This window comes from Sphingobium sp. LB126 (genome assembly GCF_002795205.1).
GTDB classification, from domain to species: Bacteria; Pseudomonadota; Alphaproteobacteria; order Sphingomonadales; family Sphingomonadaceae; genus Sphingobium; species Sphingobium chungbukense.
Genome location: NZ_NETV01000002.1, coordinates 82761 through 105175, shown reverse-complemented (window position 1 = coordinate 105175; position 22415 = coordinate 82761). Strand labels below are relative to the sequence as shown.

The 22415-nt window shown below is 61.4% G+C and carries 15 protein-coding genes and 2 pseudogenes; 10 read left to right on the top strand and 7 right to left on the bottom strand.

What is annotated here, in order from left to right; genetic code table 11:
- Positions 1-511 precede the first annotated feature (511 nt).
- Positions 512-1282, top strand: a pseudogene (locus CAF53_RS16810) (IS5-like element ISSsp126 family transposase); the annotation flags it as partial.
- A gap of 538 nt (positions 1283-1820) precedes the next feature.
- Here CAF53_RS16810 and CAF53_RS16805 read toward each other — a convergent pair.
- The gene (locus tag CAF53_RS16805; RefSeq protein ID WP_100238935.1) at positions 1821-2126 is read right to left on the bottom strand and encodes a type II toxin-antitoxin system RelE/ParE family toxin; all 306 of its coding nucleotides are present in this window, start codon (positions 2124-2126) and stop codon (positions 1821-1823) included.
- Entirely contained in the window at positions 2123-2371 is a 249-nt protein-coding gene (locus CAF53_RS16800) for a type II toxin-antitoxin system ParD family antitoxin (protein ID WP_100238934.1), read from the bottom strand. The genes CAF53_RS16805 and CAF53_RS16800 overlap by 4 nt, the downstream gene beginning before the upstream one ends.
- 277 nt (positions 2372-2648) lie before the next feature.
- Between CAF53_RS16800 and CAF53_RS16795 the strand changes: the two genes are divergently transcribed.
- Positions 2649-3539 carry a helix-turn-helix domain-containing GNAT family N-acetyltransferase gene (locus CAF53_RS16795; RefSeq protein ID WP_242443494.1) on the top strand — a complete coding sequence of 297 codons (891 nt, stop codon included), beginning with the start codon at positions 2649-2651 and terminating at the stop codon, positions 3537-3539.
- 31 nt (positions 3540-3570) lie between these two features.
- Positions 3571-4413, top strand: coding sequence for a thermonuclease family protein (locus CAF53_RS16790; RefSeq protein WP_347337866.1), 843 nt, complete (start codon positions 3571-3573; stop codon positions 4411-4413).
- Here the strand turns inward: CAF53_RS16790 and CAF53_RS27580 are convergent.
- A complete protein-coding gene (locus tag CAF53_RS27580; protein ID WP_197707525.1) occupies positions 4368-4598 on the bottom strand; it encodes a hypothetical protein in 231 nt (76 codons plus the stop codon). The genes CAF53_RS16790 and CAF53_RS27580 overlap by 46 nt on opposite strands.
- Before the next feature lie 332 nt (positions 4599-4930).
- On the bottom strand, positions 4931-5347 hold the full coding sequence (locus tag CAF53_RS27120) for a hypothetical protein (RefSeq protein ID WP_157801275.1): 417 nt from the start codon (positions 5345-5347) through the stop codon (positions 4931-4933).
- 26 nt (positions 5348-5373) lie between these two features.
- On the opposite strand from CAF53_RS27120, the gene CAF53_RS16780 reads away from it, so the two are divergent.
- The 6 genes from CAF53_RS16780 to CAF53_RS28245 all read left to right on the top strand — a co-directional run bounded on the left by CAF53_RS16780 (position 5374) and on the right by CAF53_RS28245 (position 11224).
- Entirely contained in the window at positions 5374-5772 is a 399-nt protein-coding gene (locus tag CAF53_RS16780) for a hypothetical protein (protein ID WP_157801274.1), read from the top strand.
- Positions 5681-6142 (top strand): hypothetical protein, encoded by a 462-nt coding sequence (locus tag CAF53_RS28255; protein ID WP_347337865.1) that lies wholly within the window; start codon positions 5681-5683, stop codon positions 6140-6142. The genes CAF53_RS16780 and CAF53_RS28255 overlap by 92 nt, the downstream gene beginning before the upstream one ends.
- A 527-nt stretch (positions 6143-6669) precedes the next feature.
- Positions 6670-7575: a LysR family transcriptional regulator gene (locus CAF53_RS16770; protein WP_100238928.1), complete on the top strand. Its 906-nt coding sequence runs from the start codon at positions 6670-6672 to the stop codon at positions 7573-7575.
- 407 nt (positions 7576-7982) lie between these two features.
- A complete protein-coding gene (locus tag CAF53_RS16760) occupies positions 7983-10409 on the top strand; it encodes a TonB-dependent receptor (RefSeq protein ID WP_100238926.1) in 2427 nt (808 codons plus the stop codon).
- Positions 10410-10709: 300 nt separating this feature from the next.
- Positions 10710-10955, top strand: a complete 246-nt coding sequence (locus tag CAF53_RS28250) for a hypothetical protein (RefSeq protein ID WP_242443492.1) — start codon at positions 10710-10712, stop codon at positions 10953-10955.
- Positions 10922-11224 (top strand): LysR substrate-binding domain-containing protein, encoded by a 303-nt coding sequence (locus CAF53_RS28245; RefSeq protein WP_242443491.1) that lies wholly within the window; start codon positions 10922-10924, stop codon positions 11222-11224. Before CAF53_RS28250 ends, CAF53_RS28245 begins: the two co-directional genes overlap by 34 nt.
- A 102-nt stretch (positions 11225-11326) precedes the next feature.
- Here the strand turns inward: CAF53_RS28245 and CAF53_RS16750 are convergent, their stop codons facing one another.
- From CAF53_RS16750 to CAF53_RS16740, 3 genes and pseudogenes are all read right to left on the bottom strand, one after another.
- Positions 11327-12433: a Fic family protein gene (locus CAF53_RS16750; protein ID WP_100238925.1), complete on the bottom strand. Its 1107-nt coding sequence runs from the start codon at positions 12431-12433 to the stop codon at positions 11327-11329.
- Positions 12434-13134: 701 nt separating this feature from the next.
- Positions 13135-14301: pseudogene (locus CAF53_RS16745) on the bottom strand (IS91 family transposase).
- A 31-nt stretch (positions 14302-14332) separates the two neighbouring features.
- On the bottom strand, positions 14333-15238 hold the full coding sequence (locus tag CAF53_RS16740; protein WP_100238924.1) for a site-specific integrase: 906 nt from the start codon (positions 15236-15238) through the stop codon (positions 14333-14335).
- 717 nt (positions 15239-15955) lie between these two features.
- On the opposite strand from CAF53_RS16740, the gene CAF53_RS16735 reads away from it, so the two are divergent.
- Entirely contained in the window at positions 15956-22333 is a 6378-nt protein-coding gene (locus CAF53_RS16735; RefSeq protein WP_157801273.1) for an IPT/TIG domain-containing protein, read from the top strand.
- The last annotated feature ends 82 nt before the right edge of the window (positions 22334-22415 follow it).

Here is a 22415-nt window from a genome sequence, read left to right as displayed (position 1 = left end):
CGGACATCCAGAGCCAACCGACCCTTCCGAACAAAAAGCTTCAACGATTGGACGTTGCTACCATGACCAGAATTAGAAAAGTCAGTCGAATTGTCACCGGCCCATATGGAGCCATCGGGAAAGCCAAAAGCGTACACATCAATGGATTTCAAATCGTGGACGCTGCTGGAGATATCACGCCGTACGGGTTCGCAACGGGTTGGCACTATGCGACTGGGACAAGCAACAGTCTACAGGTATAAAGGAGAAAAATTTGAGATTACTGGACGATATCGCTCCATGTCACGCTTTCATGTAAGTTATCGGTCGTAGGAATATCGCAAGTTGGTGAAATGACTGCTTCCACCTAATACCTTACCATTAGGTTTTCTTAAACTTCTTTTGCCAGCTTTCCTGAGTCGCTTATCGCCGAGCCGACATTCGGGAAACGGCCAGCTGGACACCTCGAAAAACCGGTGGCGTCTGACGGCTTGAGGTGATTCACTGCGCGTACGCGACAGCGGAGGCAGAGATGGCAGTACAGCCGGGTTTCTTTGATCTTTCGGACCGATACGAGGCGCTGAGCGCGGCGGGCGATCCCCTGGAACGGTTGTCCGCCGTGGTGGACTTCGAGCTATTCCGGGGACCGCTGGTGGCCGCGCTGCGACGCGGCCCTCGTAACAAGGGCGGACGACCGCCGTTCGATCCGGTGCTGATGTTCAAAATCCTGGTTCTACAGGCATTGTATTCGCTGTCCGACGAGGCGACCGAGTTCCAGATCAAGGACCGGCTTTCGTTTCAGCGCTTCCTGGGCGTTGGCCTGGAAGGCACCGTGCCCGATGCCACCACGGTCTGGCTGTTCCGCGAACGGCTTGTGAAGGCCAAAGCAATCGACCGGCTGTTCGTGCGCTTCGATACCGCTCTCAAGGATCGGGGCTATCTGGCCATGGGCGGGCAGATCATCGACGCTACCGTCGTGCCCGCGCCCAAGCAACGCAATACTCAGGAGGAGAAGGCGGCGATCAAGGAAGGCCGGATCCCTCAGGACTGGAACCCCGCCAAGACCCGACAGAAAGACCGCGATGCGCGCTGGTCGATCAAATATACCAAAGCCAAGGTCAGGGAAGGCGACGATCCTAAGGCGACAAAGCCGGTCGATCTGGCCATCCCGATGTTCGGCTATAAAAACCATATCGGCATCGATCGGGTCCACGGACTGATCCGCACCTGGGATGCGAGCGCCGCCAATGCCCATGATGGCGCGCGACTGCCCGATCTGATCAGCAAGGAGAACACCGCCTCAATCTCGCGCTCGCCCGCAAACTGCTGGCCGTCTCGTCAGAGCCAGAGATGCCGATGCCCGCAACCGCACTCGACACCTGCCCACCATGTCCGTGCTGTGGCGGGCGCATGATCGTCATCGAAACCTTCGCGCGCTGGGGTCAGCCAAGGGCGCCGCCCAAGCCAACCCTGCCGATCCGGGAGCCCGTCTCATGACCCGGCATGATCCGCCTGTCACCATGGCCCCGCATGTCGCGCGGTGGTCAACCAAACGACATGCGCCCGGCGATGGCTGGGCCGGTGTCGGCTCCTGGCATCATCACGGACAGAGCGGAGAACACGCCTCTGGCACATCCCAGAACCTGCCGTTCCGCCGCCCTCGCGCGTCCATCAACGCGCATCTCTGGTCCAGCCGAACCAGCCGAAAGCATAAATCCCCATAGGGTAACCTGCTGGAATCGCGGGTTCCTGCATGGGAGGCTTTCGTACGCAAGCGCCCGAAACCCTTCACCATTACGGACCACGAGCGGACGTCCTCCAAGCGATAACCGCTGCACATTTCAGGAGTTTTGAAGAATCGGTGCCAAGTCGCGAAGCGCGTTGATGACGCGCTGAACGGTGACGACCTTCCCGTCCACGTTATAGGCGATCAATAAGCGGCGCTCAAATGTCAGCGTCCGCAGACCTGCGACCAAGTCATCGCGGGGGGATCCACGATGGGGGAAATCGGCCAACGCCGCGATGCGTTCTTCAATTCTGGAAAGATAGCCGTCTGCCGTGGGAATATCGGCTTCCACGCTCACCCATTGGTGAAGTGCAATCAAATCCTCGATCGCCAATGCCGACAGTTGAACATCATAGGTCATGTCTTGGCGATCGAGGCCCTAACCTGCGCAAATGCCTTGTCGAGTGGCATGGGGGGACGGGGATCAGCTAGGGCTTCCGCAACGCGGACGCGCACCAGTTCATCCAATACGGCCTCTTCGCGATCCAGCGCGCGCAAACCCGCTCGCATCACTTCACTCATGGAGGCATATCGGCCAGACGCCAGATGGCGCTCGGCGTGCGATGACATTTCGCCAAGCGTTACCGTGATTGCCTTCGCAGCCATGCTTACCTCCGTTCCAATATGATTTTATCATATCGTATCTTTGGTACAAAAGCTAGTGGCTGGTCAGCGGCAGTGCGCCAGATTTGGTCACACAGAATGGAAAAGTGGACCGGCAGCACCCGAGAGCGGAAAATTGGCGGCTGGATAGCCGTAATGGGTCGGTTCGAGCTGATAAAGAAACAACCTTGTTGACCGAAACAACATTGATTAATGTTGATTCAATCAACAATGGATTTCAACGATGGCGCGAGACGATCAATCAAAGGATGTTGCGGCCTTGCGGGCCTTCAATCGGGTTTACACGAATCGGCTTGGCCTGCTGAACCCGCATCTCGATGGCAGCCCCTTCACTCTGAGCGAAGCGCGGATACTCTATGAACTCGCCCATCGCTCCGCACCGACCGCGGCCGAAATCGGAAGAGCACTTCACCTTGATCGCGGGCAAATCAGCAGGACGCTGAAGCGCTTTTCAGATCGGGGGCTGGTCGAGATGCGCGACGATCCCACGCATGGGCGCCAGCAATTGCTCTCCCTTACCGCTTCCGGCCAAGCCTCGTTCGGCGCATTGGAGGGGAAAACCCAGCAAGCAGTGAGCGAGCTGTTAGCCAGGCTGCCAGGTTTCCGGCGGAGGAGCCTGATCGCAGCAGCAGAAACGATTTCGGCGATCTTCGAGGCCGGGGAAAAGCCGACCGTTCGCTTGCGTGGGCTCAAGCCAGGCGACCTTGGGCGGATCGTCGGGCGACAGGCGATACTTTATGCTCAGGAATATGGCTGGAACCAGGACTATGAGGCGCTGGCGGCGCGGATCGTGGCTGATTTCCACCAATCGTTCGATCCCGCTCGCGAAGATGCCTGGGTTGCGGAGATGGACGAACAAATGGTCGGCTCGATCTTTCTGGTTAGGGGAGAAAAGCCAACGGTCGCCAAGTTGCGGCTGCTCTATGTCGAGCCCGATGCGCGTGGCGCCGGCGTGGGCAAGACGCTGGTCGAGGCCTGCATCGCGCGGGCGCGTGACCTCGGATATGAACGGCTCGATCTTTGGACCAACAGCGTCCTGGTGGCCGCCCGCAGCATATACCAGAAAGCCGGGTTTGAACTGGCGGACGAAGCGCCGCACCATAGCTTTGGCCATGACCTGATCGGACAGACCTGGTCGCTGACGCTGTGACCTCGGCTTCCTGATTGCATGGGGATCCTCGATGCTCAATAAAAGGCACATGGGGGATGTTCATAAATTCAGGAAGCCGCCGAATGGCCGCCGCCGTTCTTCGCAATCCAGGCAGCCGTACCGGCGCGGTCCGAAACGCAGACGATGGACGCGCGGCCAAAGCATCCTCGTCGTCATCGGCCTGTTGCTTGGTGCGTCCCTGGGGCTGAAGCTGATCGGCGAGACCGGTTTCGCTTCGGAAGAAGCGACCTTCCAATGTGGCAGCATCCGCGTGATAGACGGGGACACATTCGATTGCGGATCAAAGCGCATTCGCCTGTCAGGGATCGACGCGCCAGAACTGCCCGGACATTGCCGCCAAGGACGCCAATGCACGCCGGGCGATCCCTATGCGGCCACGCAAAATCTCCAAAACCTCGTTGCGGCTGGCTCGGTGCGGTGCCGCAAGACCGACACCGACAGATATGGCCGAACGGTCGCCAGATGCACATCGAAGGGCGTGGACCTGTCCTGTGGCCAATTGAGCGCCGGACAACTACGGCACGTCCGCTTGCGCTGCAACGGGCATATCCTCTCCATTGCGCGGCTCTGGTATGTCCCCTCCCGCCTGCCCGCCTCCTTGGAGGCAAGCCTTCAGCAGACCGGCACGCCGTTCGGCAAGGTGGTTGCGCCCATGCATCTCGACCGGAAATCGGCAGGGTCATCGTCAGCATGGTTGCCCAAGGGAGGCGTGCCAACGGCGAAAACCCCACCCCAAATCCTATTTTCCCAGCGCGCGATCATGAGCCGGGCAGATGGTCTGCCGATCGCCTATGTTGTCGAGGACTATCAACGCGGACTGCTCGGCTTGGGGATGCGATCGAGGATATCATAGGTCGAGATCAGGCCTTGCCGGTCAATTGCGCGGCTCGTCAAAATCGTGACGCTCGTTGGCGTGTTGCGCAGGGAGCGGCTCGATTTCTCGCCGGTGACAGTTAACGCGGCATCCGTTGGGCTAGCCGCCGCGGTGGAAGGCGTGGTAATATTATAAGGCTCATGAGCATAAGCGATGGGCATCATACTGGCCACGCCGGCCGCTGACGCTAGACGACTGATTCGCATGATCCCCCCGGAGCACTTTGCCGCCATGTCTTGTGACGGGACCGTCACGATAATGAAAGGATATATGCAAGGCGATATGGAATTTATCCGTTTCAGTTTCCATGTTTGCAGCTTTCCCGGCATTCGGGTGGGGATGAGGTATAGCGGATCAAGCGTGATCCATCAGGCAGGCAATATCGATTGCTGCTATGACTGGTAATGCTCGAGAGGCGCGAACGGGGGACAGTTACGTGTGGAGAATGCCGCGGCTCAGTCGAGCCTCCTATGCGATAATCACTATTTTGGCTTCACTAATCACCGTGATTGGTGGGGACGAAGGTTTCGGCTGGCCATTCATCTTGGGGCATTTCGTGGTGGCCTGGGTTTTGATCGTCGCTTTTGCATGGATGGGCAAAGTCCTGTTTCGGCGACATCAGTGATGAAATGAGCTCGTTGATCCCGAGAGCCTGCACGGTAGCAAAAGATCTTTTCAATCCTGATGCGGGGGCAGCGCGCGAGGCGAGATCGCCTTCTGGGCGAAGAACCTGTTCAACCAGACGGATCGCGCATTCGCTTTCGTGTCGGGCATCAACAGCGCGACGGGCATCCAGCCGCCACGGACGATGGGTGCGAAATTCCGGGTCCAGTTCTGACCGTTTGGACTGATGGGGCAGAGCGATCAGGCCGGATCGCTCTGCCCCTGTTCCCGGACTTCTTCTGGCCGGCATATTATAACGGATCGATGGGGCAGGACATGCCGCGTGTCTGGCATCAATCGGTAACGGCGCTCGAAACGCTCGACTCCTATGCCCAACGCATGCCCGCCCTGGTCGCCCCCGGCACTCGGGTCGTGCTGCACGGATTGCCCGCCCAGACCTATGCAGGGAAACCTCCGGCCGAAATATTGCGGTATCCCTATCTACGCCATCGCATCCACGCGCTCACGCTGGAGATGGTGCGCCGCGCCGAGCCGGAAGGCTATGATGCGGTCGCCCTTGTCACCTTCGGCGAACCGCTGTTAGAACAGACCCGGTCGATCCTTGCGCGTACCGGTGGTTTCGATGCTGGAGTCTTGCCTGCTTACCGCCTGCACTCTTGGCCGACGCATGACCCTTGTGCCCCTGGGCGAAGGCAATGTCGCGCGGCTTCGTGATCAGGTGGCGCAGCATCGGCTGGACGGACGCATCGCAGGTCTGTTCGCCCTTACCCCCGCCGTTACCGAATTCGATCTGGCCAACGCGTTTGCGCGGACCGGTCCGGTTGTGGATGCTTTCCTGGCGACAGCGCGCCGGGCGATCGCAGCCGGTGCCGACATTGTCATACCGGCCGAAGGCGTATTGAACGAGTTGCTCGCCTCCGCAGGCATTCGCCTCGTGGACGAGGTGCCGGTACTGGATGCGGTCGCCACCGTTATGGCACATGCCGAAATGATGATCGCGCTACATCGGCGCGTGGGGTTGAAAAGGATATGGCGCCATCCCTCCCGCAGCTTTGCTGTCCGGTTTCGGCCGCTGAAACGATGAAAACGAATTTCGTGATTGTGATGGTTGACGGAAAACGGCGAAGGCCCCTCATCATGGCTGACCCTGTCCCGGAAAATGCCTCCAGCGAGAATGCGGCCAAGCCGGTCTAACCTGAACTGTGCTGGCAGTTCCGACAGCGGAAGGGTTATTCCAAATTGTGCCACCTGATCGGCCTTGACATCTTCGGTCAACGATCCCGCATGGAAGCCCCTGTCCGACGCGGCGCTGACAATCAATCGCTCCGTCTTCGGCAGGCCTGGTAAGTCATCACGGTCGACCTCACTCTTCCATCTCATGGCATAAAGGTCCGTCACCTGCACTTCATGATCACCCCGCTGAAGCTGCTGCTTGGCGACACTGGTGAACGAGTGAGTTAAGGAAGCTTGGTCGGGATGAGCAACTACGATTAACACCTTCATCAGACTTCCTCAATCATCACAACCCATCGACCAGAGCCCCCCCCACTTTAACGACGCCGGCATCTGCGATAAGGTGCCGTTCTTTCAAATGAGTCGGGAAAAAAACTCTTGAATAATGTTCCTGACCGCCTCTCCGGTTTATCGGCATTCGTCCGAACCGCCGATCTGGGCAGTTTCGTGGCGGCGGGAAAGGCGTTGGGCCTAACTCCTTCCGCCGTAGGAAAGGCTGTCACGAAGCTGGAAGACCAGCTTGGTGTCCGGCTGATTCAGCGATCGACGCGCAAGCTCAGCCTGACCGAGGAAGGCCGGATGTTTCACGAGCGGTGCCGGCGTGTTCTTGAAGAACTGGATGATGCGCAGGAGAGCCTCCAGCGCATGCGCGAAATGCCGCGTGGGCTTATTCGCCTGTCGAGTCCGGTCATCGGACAACATGTCCTGATGCCAGCCCTGCCCGCCTTCCTCGCGCGCTATCCGGAGATTGAGTTCGATCTCGACTTTTCAGACCAGGGCGTCGATCTGATCAACGACGGAGCGGATGTGGCTCTCCTGATGGGGCCGATTCCCGACAACCGATTCATGGTTCGTCGGCTAAAGCCGTACCGCCATCTTTTGTGCGCATCGCCCAGCTATTTGCAGCAATTTGGCGAGCCTAAGGCCGTCTCCGATCTCATGGCGCACAGGGGCATTGGGTTTCGCTTTCCCGATAGCGGCAGGCTTTATGAACACACCCTCCGCCGAAGCCGGAGCGAACTGCCCGTCCGGCACAATCATTTCATGACCTGCAACAGCCTGGAAGCCGTGCGCGAAGCTGTTATCCGCGGAATTGGAATAGGTTGCCTGCCGGAGTTTCTCGCAAAAGAGCAAATCTCTTCCGGGACGCTTGTGCCGCTCCTTACAGACATTATCGACGTCATCGATCAGTTCAGCCTGGTATGGCCGTCCAGTAGACATCAGTCACCGAAGATCCGGGTCTTCGTCGACTTCATGGCGCGACATCTTTTCGCCAGCGCGTGATCCAGGAATAAAAGCCGAGTCAGACCGGCGCGCTTCAGGCCGCCGCCGGGCGCGTACACGGAACTGGCCATCACTCACGAGTCGTTCGTTTGCAGAAAATGCTGGACGACCCTCCGCAAAGCGGGGGGCGCCAAAGGCGAGGGGAGCGCCCGGGACTGGCCGGCAGGGCCCGCTCCGCCCTGATTTTCGTCAGCAATCACCAGAAAAATGACATAATCGCCGAGATGCTTGACAGATACGTCAGATACAATAAGATTTATGGTCGGGACACACATCAAGAGACTTCTGGCGTTCTCATCATCTGCAACACTTGCACACGGACGCTTTGAAGTTCCCGACGTCTCGAAGATATAAATATTCATTTTCAATCCGAAAAATCGGAAGACTAGTTCATAAAGGGGTAGGATATGCGTACAATCCACATATCATTCTGTTCGTCCGCAGCTCTTGCGTTCTCCCTGCTGAGTAGTCCGGCTTGGGCTCAAGATTTGAATGCGGCAGTAGCAGGGGTGGATGACCCCACGCCCAGACAAGCGGCCCGGGTCAGCGCGGACGACATCATCGTAACAGCCCAGCGGCGCGCGCAGTCGCTCAATGATGTCGGTATAACGATCAACGTCGCCTCCGCTGAAACGCTGCAACGTCAGGGTGTAACCAGTGTCGCCGATCTGGCGAAGATCGTTCCAGGCTTCAGTGTTCAGACAAATGGTGACGGCACACCGATCTATTCTTTGCGCGGCATCAACTTCAATGCCCAGAACTGGGCCAATTCGCCTACGGTCAGCATTTCCATAGACGAAGCACCGATCCCCTTCTCGATCATGTCGCAGGGAGCGATCCTGGACCTTGAGCGGGTCGAGGTTCTAAAGGGTCCCCAGGGCACCCTATATGGCCAGAATGCCACAGGCGGTGCAATCAACCTGATCGCCGCCAAGCCTACCGACAGCCTGCAATATGGCGGAGAGATCGGCTACGGGCGGTTTGACACGCTGCAGGTCCAGGGTTTCGTCAGCGGTCCGCTCACCGACACGTTGAAGGCGCGCGCTGCTGTCAGTATCATCAACTCCGGTCCATGGCAGTATAGTTGGTCCCGCCACCCCGGCGCAGATCCGACGCTCTACGATGGCACGCTGGTTCCTTCGCCCAACTATGAGCAGGATGACAAAAACGGCAGTCAGCGCAAGTTTTCGGGACGACTGCTGCTCGACTGGGAGCCGTCCGATGCACTAAAGTTTTCGCTGAACCTCAATGGCTATGTCGACAACTCTGACAATCAACAGCCGCAGCTTGTCATATATCGTCCCGGCGTCCCTGCTTTCGTAGATCCGCGCATCATACCCCCCGCGACCGGCCTGAACCCGCTGGTAAACACCTATAATGCAAGAGCGGCGGAATGGAATCCCAACTTCCCCCGTGACCGCCACAATACCTTCTATCAAGGCGCACTGCGCGTTGATTATGACGTCACCCCGGATTTGCAACTGACTTCACTCAGCACCTATTCGCGGATGGATATCGACATCAAAACGAATGGTTCAGGCTATGCGCTAGCTATCCAGGATTATCACTGGTCCGGCAACATCAAGGCATTCAGCCAGGAAATCCGCGCCTCGGGAAAAATCCCCGGCTCTGGCATCAGCTACATCCTGGGCGCTAACTACGCGCATGATGCCTCCTACCAGGTCGACCGCTGGTACGACTATCTGAATTCGCCCCAGCAGGCAGCGGGATTCTTTGTCTATGACGCCATAAACGACCAGAGGAACGACACATATTCTGCTTTTGCAAACGTCGACTGGGACATCACCAGCCAACTGACCCTGTCGGCAGGCATACGTTACACTCACGCCAAGCACACAGCTACCAGCTGTACCTACGATGTGGACGGCGATTCCGCGGCATTCTTCACCGGAGCCATAAACTTCGCACGCTCCACCATTGGCCTAGCGCCCTTTGCGGGCATTCAGCAAGGCGGCTGCTTTACCATCGGGCCGGAATCGAACGGCTTCCTTCCCTACGCCGATCCGAATTCATTCAAAGAAAACAACGTGCCGTGGCGCTTGAACGCGAACTATAAATTCAACCGCGACCTGTCGGTGTACGGCACCATCAGCCGCGGCTTCAAGGCGGGGGCTTATCCGTCGAAGGCTGCAGCTTCCTACCTCACGCTTCGTCCTGTCACCCAGGAGGAACTGACCGCATATGAGGCTGGCATCAAGGCGCGTCTGTTCAATGACAAGCTTTCCATCAATGCAGCCGGCTATTATTACGACTATAAGGACAAGCAGCTGATCACCTACACCACTGATCCTCTGGTAGGATTGGTGTCCCAGAACAACAATGTTCCCAAATCATCGGTCAAGGGCTTTGACGCAGACATCACCTTCAGGCCCATCGATGCGCTGACCCTGAAATCGGCCATCACCTATGCAAATTCGAAGGTGGGCGATTTCCCGGACTATGACGTGTTTCTCAATCCCATCAATGTTCGAGGCAATTCGTTCAATCTTTCGCCGGAATGGACATCGGTCAGCGACGCGGAGCTTCGTCTGCCGATTTCTACCGAAGCAGACGCATTTTTGGGAGGATCGGTCACATATAACAGCGTGACCTGGTCGGACCTGTCGCACAGCGAGGTGACAAAGATCGACCCATGGACCACCGTGGACGTGCGCCTTGGCGTGACGTTCAAGACAGGACTTGAGCTTATGCTGTGGAGCAAGAACATAACCAATAAATATTATTGGAACCTGGCCTACGCCAACGCGGAATCGGTTCTGCGCTATTCCAACATGCCGCGAACTTTCGGCGCGACTGTGCGCTTCAAAAACTGATTGAAAAGAACGCTCCCTGGGACCGGATCATCACCCTATGATCCGGTCTTTCGTCACGAGATATCCTTGTCCAATCGCGTTTTAGACAGCTTTCGCCCGCCCCTCCTTCCGCTGTGGATCAGCGCCGAAGCGTAACCCTGCCTTTGCGCAGCGCAACCCTCTGAAATGCCTTGTGGAGAAGAGATATTGCCGGGGTTCAAATCGGCGCCGATCGGGACCCCCACGTCGCAGAATTTTTCATTCACTTCCAGATACTTGGCCGAAATCTAAGCGGGTCCAGTCTTCGATCCGACCACAGACTTGACCGAGACGGGCGTGGTCTCGGGAACCACCACGATGGTGCTCGGGCGTGTCACCGAGCCGCCCGACAATCTCGTGGTCCAGCATTTGATGGAAAAGGGCCTCGAATGCGTCGTACGCGCCGGCCATCGGGACATCGGTGAGAAAATCACGCGCGAGCAGTTCGAGCGCAGGCGCCACGTCAATGTCGTGCCGCCGGCCGGATGCGCGCCGTGCTGTTTCAGGCGCTGGCGCAACAGAATCTGAAACGCGAGGTCGCGCTGTCGGCGACCAATTTCTTCGCCGTGGCGGAGATGACCGCGGTCACCGATTGTGTCGTTACCCTGCCGCGGCTGATCTACCGGCGGCTAGCGCATGATCCGCGCCTGCGCATCCTGTCGGCGCCGGTCGATCGCGGCACCTTCCCGGTCGAGATGGCCTGGCATGTCCGCTACCGTCACGACCCCGCCCACCGCTGGCTGCGTGGACTGGTCGGGCAATTGATCGGCGAACTCGCGGCGTCAGTTCGACGTTAGCGTTGCTGTGCTGATCACGCTTTCGAACGCTTGCTCTCGCATGTTCTCGAACGAGCCTGAAGGCGCGCGGCACCGGGAATATTCGGCATCGGAGATGATTGGTTATTCGTCAAGGTTCAAATAGTACCTTGTGTGCTTCAACTCGCCCTTTTTGCGAAGAGCTCCCAATGCGACCAGTTCCGCGAGATCGCGGGTGGTAGTTGCCGGTGCGGCGTCGGTAATGGTCCGGTAGTTTGCCGCACTGAGGCCACCCTTGAAGCCGTCCGGTCCTTCGGCGAACATGCGGAGCAGGGCCTTTTCTTGCCGCGCGTTGATCTGGCCGCGGAGGCGGACTAACAGCTTGGCTTTGGCCAGAAGGAAATAAACCCGATCCAGCGTGCGCTGTTGAGCCGCTAGCGTAATGTTGAAGAACCATTCGAGCCAGTCGTCGATACGGTTCGACAAACTCGCACTGTGAAGCTGGGTGTAATAGTCCTTGCGATTGCGCTGGACGATCTCTGCAAGCGCGGTGATCGCGGGCGCATCAAGTCCTTGGGCCAATGCCTTCTCCGCAATCGCGCGGCCGAGGCGGCCATTGCCATCTTCGAAGGGGTGGATGGACTCGAACCATAAATGCGCAATACCCGCGCGCGTCAATGCGCTCACCGGTGAAGGACCGGCAGGGCTCGTGTCGTTGAACCAAGCAATGAATGCATCCATATCGGCCGGCACCATTTGCGACGGGGGAGCCTCGAAATGCACCTTGGGCGCGTGCAGGGCACCCGACACGATCTGCATGGGATCGGCATGCGTTCGATATCGGCCTATGTTGCTGAGGTCCCGTCGGCCGTTCAGGAGCAAGGCATGCCAATGGAACAGCATGGTATCGCTTATGGGCTCGTGATAGCTGCGGAAGAGGTTCGCCATGAGTTCTGCAGCGCCCGCCTCGGCGGCATTGGCACGACGGTGGTCGGCCTTGATCCCAAAATGTTTGGCAACGGACGACTGCACGCTCGCGCGGTCGAGGATCTCCCCCTCGATGGCAGAGTTGTCCACGGCTTCCTGTGCCATCAATTCGATGGAAAGGGTCTGGCGATCGCCTGCATCGAGATGAGTCATGACGCCGACCAGAATACCCGCGCCCTTTAGAAACTGGTCCTCACGGCCTCTCAGACGCGTCGCGTCGTAGGCAAATTTCGGCCAATCGGGCTGCTGCCAGTTCCAACGCATGATTGATACCACCTCTTTCTATCGATCGTATATAAGGGATATTTGATTTATAAAAGGTGCAGCCTATCGCTCACGGCAAACATCCGGTCAGATGGAAGGACAAACGCCACTCGCTCACGATGGCGGCGAATCGGCGACGCTAAGTCAGCAGCCTGGAGCTTTTGGGACTCGAACCCGGCCGATGAAAAGTCCCAGGGTACCGATGAGGGTATCGGCTAAAAAGGGCATAAAAAAGTGACTATTTGTCAATTCACTATTGCGATTTTCGAGTCCTCTCCTGCCTGAGATTCGAAGACGTCCGATTCCATCACGGAAGGCACTCTTGTGTTCAAACTTGGGAGCGCCGTTATAGGCCAGGCTCACTGCACGGTGCGTGATTCTGACACTCGATTGACCGGCCTTTATGGTGAAGGGTTTCGGGCGCTTGCGTACGAAAGCCTCCCATGCAGGAACCCGCGATTCCAGCAGGTTACCCTATGGGGATTTATGCTTTCGGCTGGTTCGGCTGGACCAGAGATGCGCGTTGATGGACGCGCGAGGGCGGCGGAACGGCAGGTTCTGGGATGTGCCAGAGGCGTGTTCTCCGCTCTGTCCGTGATGATGCCAGGAGCCGACACCGGCCCAGCCATCGCCGGGCGCATGTCGTTTGGTTGACCACCGCGCGACATGCGGGGCCATGGTGACAGGCGGATCATGCCGGGTCATGAGACGGGCTCCCGGATCGGCAGGGTTGGCTTGGGCGGCGCCCTTGGCTGACCCCAGCGCGCGAAGGTTTCGATGACGATCATGCGCCCGCCACAGCACGGACATGGTGGGCAGGTGTCGAGTGCGGTTGCGGGCATCGGCATCTCTGGCTCTGACGAGACGGCCAGCAGTTTGCGGGCGAGCGCGAGATTGTCCCTGCGCGCTGCGCTGGCGAGCAGGCCGTAATGCCGGATGCGGTGGAAGCCGCGCGGCAGGAGGTGGAGCAGGAAACGACGGATAAACTCGTCGGCGGTGAGGGTCATGATGCGGTGGCGTTCAGCATCGTCCCGCCGATAATCCTTGCAGCGGAAGGTGACGCCGTTTTCGTCGAACGCGACCAGGCGCCGGTTCGAGAGGGCGACGCGATGGGTGTAGCGCGACAGATAGGCGAGCACTGCTTCGGGTCCGGCAAAGGGCGGCTTGGCATAGACGACCCAGCGTTTTTTCCGTACCGGCGCCAGGTGCCGCAGGAAGGTTCTACGGTCGGCCAGACCGGTCATGGACCCGTAGAAGGCAAGCCGCCCTGCGTCGTGGAGGGCGGTGAGCCGGGTGAGGAAGAGGCGGCGGAACAACTTGCCCAGCACGCGCACCGGCAGGAGGAAGGCCGGACGCGACGAGATCCAGCGGCTTCCATCGAGCGCGATGCCGCCACCCGGCACGATCATGTGGACATGGGGATGGTGGGTCATCGCCGATCCCCATGTGTGCAGCACAGCGGTGATGCCGATCCGGGCGCCCAGATGCCTGGGGTCGGCGGCGATGGTCAGCATCGTCTCCGAAGCCGCTTTGAACAGCAGGTCATAGAGCAGCGCCTTGTTCTGCCAGGCGATGTCGGCGATCTCGGCCGGCAGCGTGAACACGACATGGAAGTAACCGACCGGCAGCAGGTCGGCTTCGCGCTCGGCCAGCCAGGTGCGCGCGGCGGCGCCCTAGCACTTCGGACAGTGCCGGTTTCGGCAGCTGTTATAGGCGACCCGCCAGTGGCCGCATTCCTCGCAGGCTTCGACATGGCCGCCCAGGGCTGCGGTGCGGCAGGTCTCGATCGCGGACATCACCTTGAGCTGGTGCAGACTGAGGTGCCCTGCATGCGCGGCCCGGTAGGCCGGCCCGACAGACCGGAAGATGTCCGCGACCTCGAGGTCGGGACGCACCGGCTCAGCCGGCGGGCGTCTTGCCCTCCATCAGCGCCATGAGTTGGTCGAGCGGCCCCGACACGGCGTGGATCGTCCGGGTGGAGACCTTGGTGTAGAGCGCGGTGGTCTCCAGCTTGCTGTGACCCAACAGGACCTGGATGACGCGGATATCGACATCCTGTTCGAGCAGGTGCGTGGCGAACGAGTGTCGCAGGGTATGGGGGCTGACACGTTTGCGGATGCCGGCCACCTCGGCCGCTTCCTGGACCGCCCGGTGCAACTGCCGGGTCGAGATCGGGTCGGTGACAGTCTGGCCCGGGAACAGCCAGCCATGCGGGATCAGGACCCCGCGCTTCCTGCCTTCGCGCCACCACATCCGCAGCAGCTCGAGCAACTGCGGGGAGAGCATGGCATTGCGATCCTTGCCGCCCTTGCCCTGTTCGACCCGGATCAGCATGCGCTTGCTGTCGATATCGTCGACCTTGAGGTGGGCGACCTCCGACACGCGCAGGCCCGCGCCATAGGCCACGCCCAGCGCCGCCTTGTACTTCATGCCTGGTGCGGCCTGGAGTAACCGCGCGGCCTCCTCGACGCTCAGCACTTCCGGCAGCCGGGGCACGATGCGCGTGATCACCAGTGACCGCGACAGATCCCGCCGCTTGAGCGTGACGGTGTACAGGAAGCGGAGCGCCGACACCGCGCTGTTGATGGTGCTCGGCCTGACGCCACTTTCATGCTGCATGAGCTGGAACCGGCGCAGGTCTTCTTCCGTCGCGGTGTCGGGAGGGCGGCCGAGGAAGGCGGCCAGACGCTTCACGTGCCGGACATAATCCTTCTGGGTGTGGGGACCGAGACCCCGCATCATCATGTCGTGCTGCATCCGCTGACGCAGCGGGCTGATCGGGGCGGTGTTGATCGAGACAGTCATGGCAAGTTCCTCTTCGCTGAAAGAACTGCCAACCTCAGAGAGCAACCTCGCCCCGCTAAAGGCCCATATTTACCGCACTACCGCGCCCCAAGCGACCCTCCCGCGGAGCGGGTTAGTGCAAGGGACTAATTCACGACAGTCGGCTCCGGAACACCGCAGCGTCAATTCCGGACACCAGGCATTAGCAAATCTGCCGTCCGTTGGCGCCAACAAATCGGACGTTTTCGAACGAATTAGCACTGCTCGATAGTGGCCGTTCGTTTAGCAGCTCCGGTTGAGTGCGGGGAGCCGCCAATGCGCCTAAATCTCGATCCTTCCGGCTAGAACGAGGGCATCATTGATGTCGACGCCGTGTTCGACTGATTTCTGCAGTGCTGAGCCCCCCGGGACTCGGCGTCTCTGCCAGAAACGTGCGTCTCGGCATGTTAAGAAAGAGCGAGATGGAAACCGCAAAATCAAACCGGATCCGCAGCGGCGTCGCAAGATTTTCCGTGCGGAATATCAAGCGGTACGCCTTCATGGCACGAACCGATCCTCTATCCAAATTGGAGCGCGCCTTTACCCGCCGTTAGGGCATGTGTGGTTAACACTGGGCGGTCAACAGGAGGATCACCCGACGCAGATGCGCGGAGCCTGTTGGTGGGGGACCAAAACGTGCACCACAGGATTTGCAGCCGGTTTCGCGCTGGACGTTCGAACGCGCTAAGCAGCTTGCTGGTGGCGTTGTTCATCTTGTGGAGCGCCATGCTCCCCGAGCAAGCGACCGCCCAGATCGCCTGCTCGGGAGCGGTCGTCGTCGCGTCTGGCGGCGGCTTCGTCGATAACGATGTGAAGGCGGTCTGCGGAAATCCCACGGGCGGCGTCAATCAGGTCGTCACCGGCACGGCCGCGGGCTCGGTCGTCAACGGATGGGAATTCGCCTATAATAGCGGCCAGACGGTGTCGCGCCCGGCAACCTCGACCTTCACCGTAACGGGCACCCCCGGCCTGTTCACGATAAGCCTCGGTGACGGTACCGTCATCAACAACGGCACCGCTTCGGGCACCGCGGTCGAAGGCTCCCAGGGTACGATGAACTTCCGCGTGGGCGTGACGACGCTCACCAACCTGCAGGTCCGCCTGCTCGGCGTGACCAGCATCAGCCCTGGTTCGGGAGCGGCGGGCGACACGATCACGATCAACGGCAGCTTCGTCAGCGGCAATACGTACAGCGTGCAGTTCGGCTCGCTGACGCCCGTATCGGTGACCGCGTCGAGCAACACACAGCTGAGCGTGACCGTGCCTTCGAGCGGCAGCGGCACCGTTACCGTCTCGGTCACCGATTCAACGCTGAGCAAGAGCGCCGGCAGTGGCAGCTTCACCTTCGCGGCATCGGCATCGCCGCCGACGATCTCCGCGGCATTCAGCCCGACCAGCATCGCGTCCGGCGGATCGTCGACGCTGACACTCACGATTACCAACCCCAATTCCGGCACCGCGCTGACTGGCGTCGCGGTGGCAGCGGCGGCGCTGCCCACCGGCATGACCGGATCGAGCCCCGGCACCACCTGCACCAGCGGCACGGCAACTTACAACGGGGGGACGAGGTCGCTCAGCCTCTCCGGGGCGACGCTGGCGGCTTCCGCATCGTGCACGGTGACGCTCTCGGTCACCTCGACCACGCCCGGCACCTCTAATTATACGAGCGGCACGGTATCCGCGACGGGGCCGAGCACGCTGAACGGCACGACCGCCACGACTGCCACGGGCCTTACCGTGACGGGAGCCGCGCTCGGGTTTTCCGTGAGCTTCTCGCCGGCGACGCTGGCGGTGGGTACGGGTGCGGGTGCGACCGGCACGCTGACGCTGAGCTTCACCAACGCCAACGCGACGGCATCACCGAGCTTCAACACGTCGGTTCACTCGAACGATGTCGTGCTGAGCCGCAATCCCGGCCTCGGCGGCACATGTGTGAGTTCGGGCTTTAGCACCTCGGTGCCGAACACCGCGCAAGTGAATATCAACAGCCTCGAGATTCCGGCCGGCGGCTGCACGATCACGCTGCCCTATCGCGGCCTCTCGGTTGGCACGGCGATCTTTACGGCAGACGGGTTCACGCCCGCCGGCTATGTGGCGACAGCGGGTGCGACCAGCAATACGATCACGGTCGTCCCTTCTATCACCGGAATTTCGCCGAACTCGGGCCGGACGGCGGGCGGCACCTCGGTGGCCATCATCGGCACCGGCTTCAGTACCACGCCGGCGAACAACACCGTCGCCTTCGGCGCAGCAGGGAACGGCACGGTCACTGCGGCGACCGCCACCTCGCTTACCGTCACCACGCCGGCGTCCAGCAGCGGCGCGGTCAGCGTGACGGTCACGGTCGGCGGCCAGACCACAGTGACCGGGCAGACCTTCACCTACGTCGCGGGACCGACGGTGACGTCGATCTCCTCAGTGTCCGGCCCGACCGGCGGCGGCCAGATCGTAACCATCACCGGTAGCGGGTTCGCAGCGGCGAACACGACCGGCGCGGTGAAGTTCGGCGCGGCCAACGCGACCTATACGATCAACAGCGACACGCAGATCACCGCGACTTCGCCCGCCAATAGCGCGGGTACGTATGACATCACGGTGACCACGGTGGGCGGCACCAGCACGACCAACGCAGGCGATCAATATACCTATGTCGCGGCGCCGACGGTGACGTCGATCTCGCAGACCAGCGGTCCCACCGGTGGGGGCACGATGGTGACGATAACCGGTACCGGTTTCTCGTTCGCGAATGCGACCGGCGCGGTGAAGTTCGGCGCGGCCAACGCGACCTACACGATCCACAGCAACACGCAGATCACCGCGACAGCACCAGCGAACGGCGCGGGCACCTATGACATCACGGTTACCACGCCGGGCGGTACCAGCGCCACGAACGCGGCCGACCAATACACCTATGTCGCGGTGCCTACGATCACCTCGGTTTCGCCGGCGGCCGGCGGCACGGCGGGCGGCACGACCGTGACGGTCACCGGCACGAATTTCATCGGCGTGTCCGCCGTGACATTCGGCGGAAACGCAGCATCGAGCTTCACCTTCAACAGCGACACTTCGATCACGGCGACGTCGCCGGCGGGCAGCGGCATAGTGGACATCCGCGTCACCACGCCGGGCGGCACCAGCGCCACAAGCGCGGCAGACCAGTTCACCTATGTCACGCAGGTCAGTCTCTCACCCGCGGCAGGTGCGCTGCCGGGCAGTGCAGCACAGACAGCCTATTCGCAAACCTTTACGGCCAGCGGTGGCACAGCGCCCTATAGCTTCAGTTCGGTGGGCGCGATCCCTCCAGGGCTGACGCTGTCGGCTGACGGTGTTCTCTCGGGCACGCCGACGGCGCCAGGCACCTACAACTTCACGGTCAACGTCTCGGACGATTCCGCTACCCTGACTGGTAGCGCTTTCACCGCAAGCCAATCCTATTCGGTCGCGATCGTGCAGGCGGGCCAGACGATCAGCTTCGCTACGCTGTCCAACACCTCGCTCTCAGCTTCGCCGCTGACCCTCACCGCTACTGCGAGCTCAGGCCTGACAGTGGCCTTCAGTTCGACTACCACGGGCGTCTGCACCGTTACCGGCAACATCGTTGCCCTGCTCCAGACCGGCACCTGCACGATCGACGCCGATCAGGCGGGCGACGCGACCTACACCGCAGCGCCGACTGTGAGTCAGAGCTTCACGGTCACTCCGGCCAACCTGACGATCAGCAACGGCACCGCATCGGGCCTTGTCGTGGGCGGCAGCTACAGCCAGGCGAATACTGCCATCGGCGGTGCTGCACCCTATAGCTATTCGTTGGCCGCCGGCGCCTTCGTTCCGGGCACAAACCTCAATGCGAGCACCGGCACGGTCTCTGGCACGCCGACGATCGCGGGATCGTTCAGCTACATCGTTCGCGTGACCGACAGCCAAGGCACGCCAGTCGCGGCCGACACATCGGTGACAACAATCACCATCGCCAAGGGCAACCAGACGGCGTCCTTCACTTCGATGTCGCCTTCGGCGGCCGTGAACGGCAGCTATTCCCTGGCCGCGACGGCGACCTCCGGCCTGCCGGTCACGTTCGCCATCGATCCGTCGTCGAGCGCTGTCTGCAGCCTTTCGGGCAACATGGTGACCTTCACCGCTCCGGGTACGTGTACGGTCGACGCGGACCAGGCGGGTGACACCAACTGGAACGCAGCGCCGCGCGTGCAGCAGAGCGTGACGGTGGGCCAAGCAACGCAAACGATCGCATTCACCTCGCCGGTGCCCTCTGTCGCGGTCGGTGGCAGCTACACCCCCATCGCGACGGCGAGCTCGGGCCTGCCGGTGATCCTGACCATCGATCCGTCGTCGAACGTAGTGTGCGGGCTGTCGGGCGGCACGGTGAGCTTCACCGCTGTCGGCACCTGCACGGTGAACGCGGACCAGGCGGGCGACGCCAACACCACCGCCGCGCCCCGCGTGCAGCAGAGCGTGACCGTGGGCCAGGCGACGCAGACCGTCGCCTTTACCTCGACCCCGCCGTCTTCGGCGATCGTGGGCGGCGCCTACAATCTGACGGCCACGGCCAGCTCAGGCTTGCCGGTGGCTTTCACCATCGATCCCTCGTCGAGCACGGTGTGCGGCCTGTCGGGCAGCGCGGTGACCTTCACCGCCGCTGGCACCTGCACGATTGATGCCGATCAGGCGGGCAGCGCCGACCACACGGCCGCGCCTCGCGTGCAGCAAAGCGTGGTGGTAACCCAGGCACTGCAGACCATCACGTTCACCTCGACCCCGCCGTCGCCTGCTGCGGTCGGCACCACCTACAATCCGGCCGCCATAGCCAGTTCGGGTCTGCCAGTGGCTTTCACCATCGATCCCTCGTCGAGCGAGGTGTGCGGCCTGTCGGGCGGCACAGTGACTTTCACCGCCGCCGGCAGCTGCACGATCGATGCCGATCAGGCAGGCGACACCGTTCACACCGCCGCACCGCGCGTGCAGCAGAGCGTGACGGTGACCCAGACGGCCCAGGCAATCACCTTCACCTCCACGCCGCCGGTATCTCCGATGATGGGCGCGACCTACAGTCCCACCGCGACCGCCTCGTCAGGCCTGCCGGTGATTTTCGCCATCGCTGCGGGTTCGAGTGAACAGTGCAGCTTGACGGGCGGCACCGTCAGCTTCACCGGTGCGGGCATCTGCACGATCCTCGCTGACCAGGCGGGCGATGCGGCTTTCGCGGCCGCGCTGCAGGCGCAGCAGGACGTCAGTGTAGCCCTGCCTCCGCCGCCGGTCGCGATTTCGAACGACTCTGTTGCATCAGTCCAGGCAGGCTCCGGGGCTTCGGCCACCATAGACCTCTCCCAACTGATCTCGGGCGAGGTGACCAGCATCGTGATCGATCAGCAGCCGCAACACGGCACCGTTCTGCTGTTGAGCGGCGGAAGCGCGAGCCGGTTCGCATTCCTCGCGGCTGCCGTAACCATGTTGGAAACGCACGCTATCTATACGCCGGAGCCTGGCTACTCAGGCCCTGACAACTTTACCTTCCGGGCCATCGGGCCGGGCGGCCTGTCGAATGTCGGCACCGTGACGATCCAGGTAATCGCGGCGGTACCGACTGCAGCGCCGCTCACGGTCAACACGCTGGCCGGCAAGATGCTGACCGTCGACCTGACCGCCGGCGCGGTGGGCGAGCCCTTCACCGGCGGCGCCATCGTCTCGGTGACGCCGGCCGACGCCGCCGATGTGCGGCTGGTCGAGGGCGGGATGCCGCAAGCGCGCACCTACAGCCTGCAGTTCACCTCTCGGACGAACGATACGGGAGAAGTGACGATCCTCTACACGCTCAGCAATGTGGGCGGCACGTCGGCGCCGCTCAGCCTGACCGTGCAGGTCGAGGCGCGTCCGGATCCCTCGGCGGACCCCGAAGTGCGGGGGATTGAAGGCGCGGTCACGGGCGCCGTCCGTCGCACGGCCACGACCCAGATCCGCAACTTCGGCCGCCGCATGGAGCAGCTCCACGACGGCGCCCGCACAAAGGGTTTCGGCGTCGGCCTCAGCTCGGACCTGTTGGGCAAAATCCGCTACAGGACCGACGATCTCGACTATAGCGATCCCACCCAGCCGGAAGGCGTGCGCCGTCCAGGCGGGATGGGCATGTCGACCGGTAATGCGGCTCCGACCGGAACGCGGGCCAGCCCGGCTCAAATTCCGCAGGGCAGCGAAGATCAGGAAGCCGCTGCCGAATCGGCACTGCGTCCACGAGGCAATGTCGAACTCTGGGCCAACGGCACGATCACCGTCGGCAGCCGCGACGCGACCAAAGTCACGCAGCGGTTCGAACTCAGCACCTCGGGCCTCAGCTTCGGTGCGGACATGGTCGTGGCGGACGGCGCGACAATCGGTCTTGGTGGCGGTTTCGGCCGCGACCGCACCGACGTCGGGGACAATGGTTCGCGGGTGCGAGCCGGATCGTGGGTGGCAGGCGCCTATGGCAGCTTCCGCCCGGTCGACGGCGCCTTTGTCGACCTGCTGGCCGGCGTTGGCGGAAGCGATTTCGACCTGACCCGTTATGTCACCGCGACCGGCACGCTCGCCACCGCCAAGCGCCAATCCGACATGCAGTTCGGCTCGGTCCGGGCGGGCATCGACCGCAGCGGTGACGTGTTGCGCTGGTCGCTGTTCAGTGGGGTCGAAACCTCGCACACCAAATTGGGCGCCTATGTCGAGAAAGGGCCGGAGAGCTATTCGCTGGCCTATGATGCGCGCCGGTTGACCTCGATCACCGGTTTGCTCGGCGGCAGGTTCGAATACAGCCTCTCGGCGGGAGAAACCGTCCTGACCCCGCGTGGCCGGTTCGAATACCGCTACGATTTCGAAACGGCGCAGGACCAGCGCGTGCGGTTCAGCGATTGGCTGACCGGCCCATCCTACCTGGTCAACGCCGACGGCTGGTCGCGCCATCAGGTGACGATGGAGCTGGGTCTCGGCGCTGCGCCGCCTGGCGGCTGGCGGCTGGGGGCCGATGTCACCGGCGATCTGTCGGGCAACGCGCGCAGTGTGGGCGCCAGGCTCGAAGCGTCGCGGGGCTTCTGAGGCGGCGCGGCGGCGGTCATATGGGATGCTGATCGCAAGGTTTGCAAAGAACTCGTGGTGTGGATCGGCGCCGAAGCGTAAC

What these genes read in the sequence shown, in the direction of transcription:
- CAF53_RS16805 (WP_100238935.1), bottom strand. Translation starts at nt 2,126, where the DNA reads ATGACCTATGATGTTCAACTGTCGGCATTGGCGATCGAGGATTTGATT.
- CAF53_RS16800 (WP_100238934.1), bottom strand. Translation starts at nt 2,371, where the DNA reads ATGGCTGCGAAGGCAATCACGGTAACGCTTGGCGAAATGTCATCGCAC.
- CAF53_RS16790 (WP_347337866.1), top strand. Translation starts at nt 3,571, where the DNA reads ATGCTCAATAAAAGGCACATGGGGGATGTTCATAAATTCAGGAAGCCG.
- CAF53_RS27580 (WP_197707525.1), bottom strand. Translation starts at nt 4,598, where the DNA reads ATGATGCCCATCGCTTATGCTCATGAGCCTTATAATATTACCACGCCT.
- CAF53_RS27120 (WP_157801275.1), bottom strand. Translation starts at nt 5,347, where the DNA reads ATGCCGGCCAGAAGAAGTCCGGGAACAGGGGCAGAGCGATCCGGCCTG.
- CAF53_RS16780 (WP_157801274.1), top strand. Translation starts at nt 5,374, where the DNA reads ATGCCGCGTGTCTGGCATCAATCGGTAACGGCGCTCGAAACGCTCGAC.
- CAF53_RS28255 (WP_347337865.1), top strand. Translation starts at nt 5,681, where the DNA reads ATGCTGGAGTCTTGCCTGCTTACCGCCTGCACTCTTGGCCGACGCATG.
- CAF53_RS16760 (WP_100238926.1), top strand. Translation starts at nt 7,983, where the DNA reads ATGCGTACAATCCACATATCATTCTGTTCGTCCGCAGCTCTTGCGTTC.
- CAF53_RS16750 (WP_100238925.1), bottom strand. Translation starts at nt 12,433, where the DNA reads ATGCGTTGGAACTGGCAGCAGCCCGATTGGCCGAAATTTGCCTACGAC.
- CAF53_RS16740 (WP_100238924.1), bottom strand. Translation starts at nt 15,238, where the DNA reads ATGACTGTCTCGATCAACACCGCCCCGATCAGCCCGCTGCGTCAGCGG.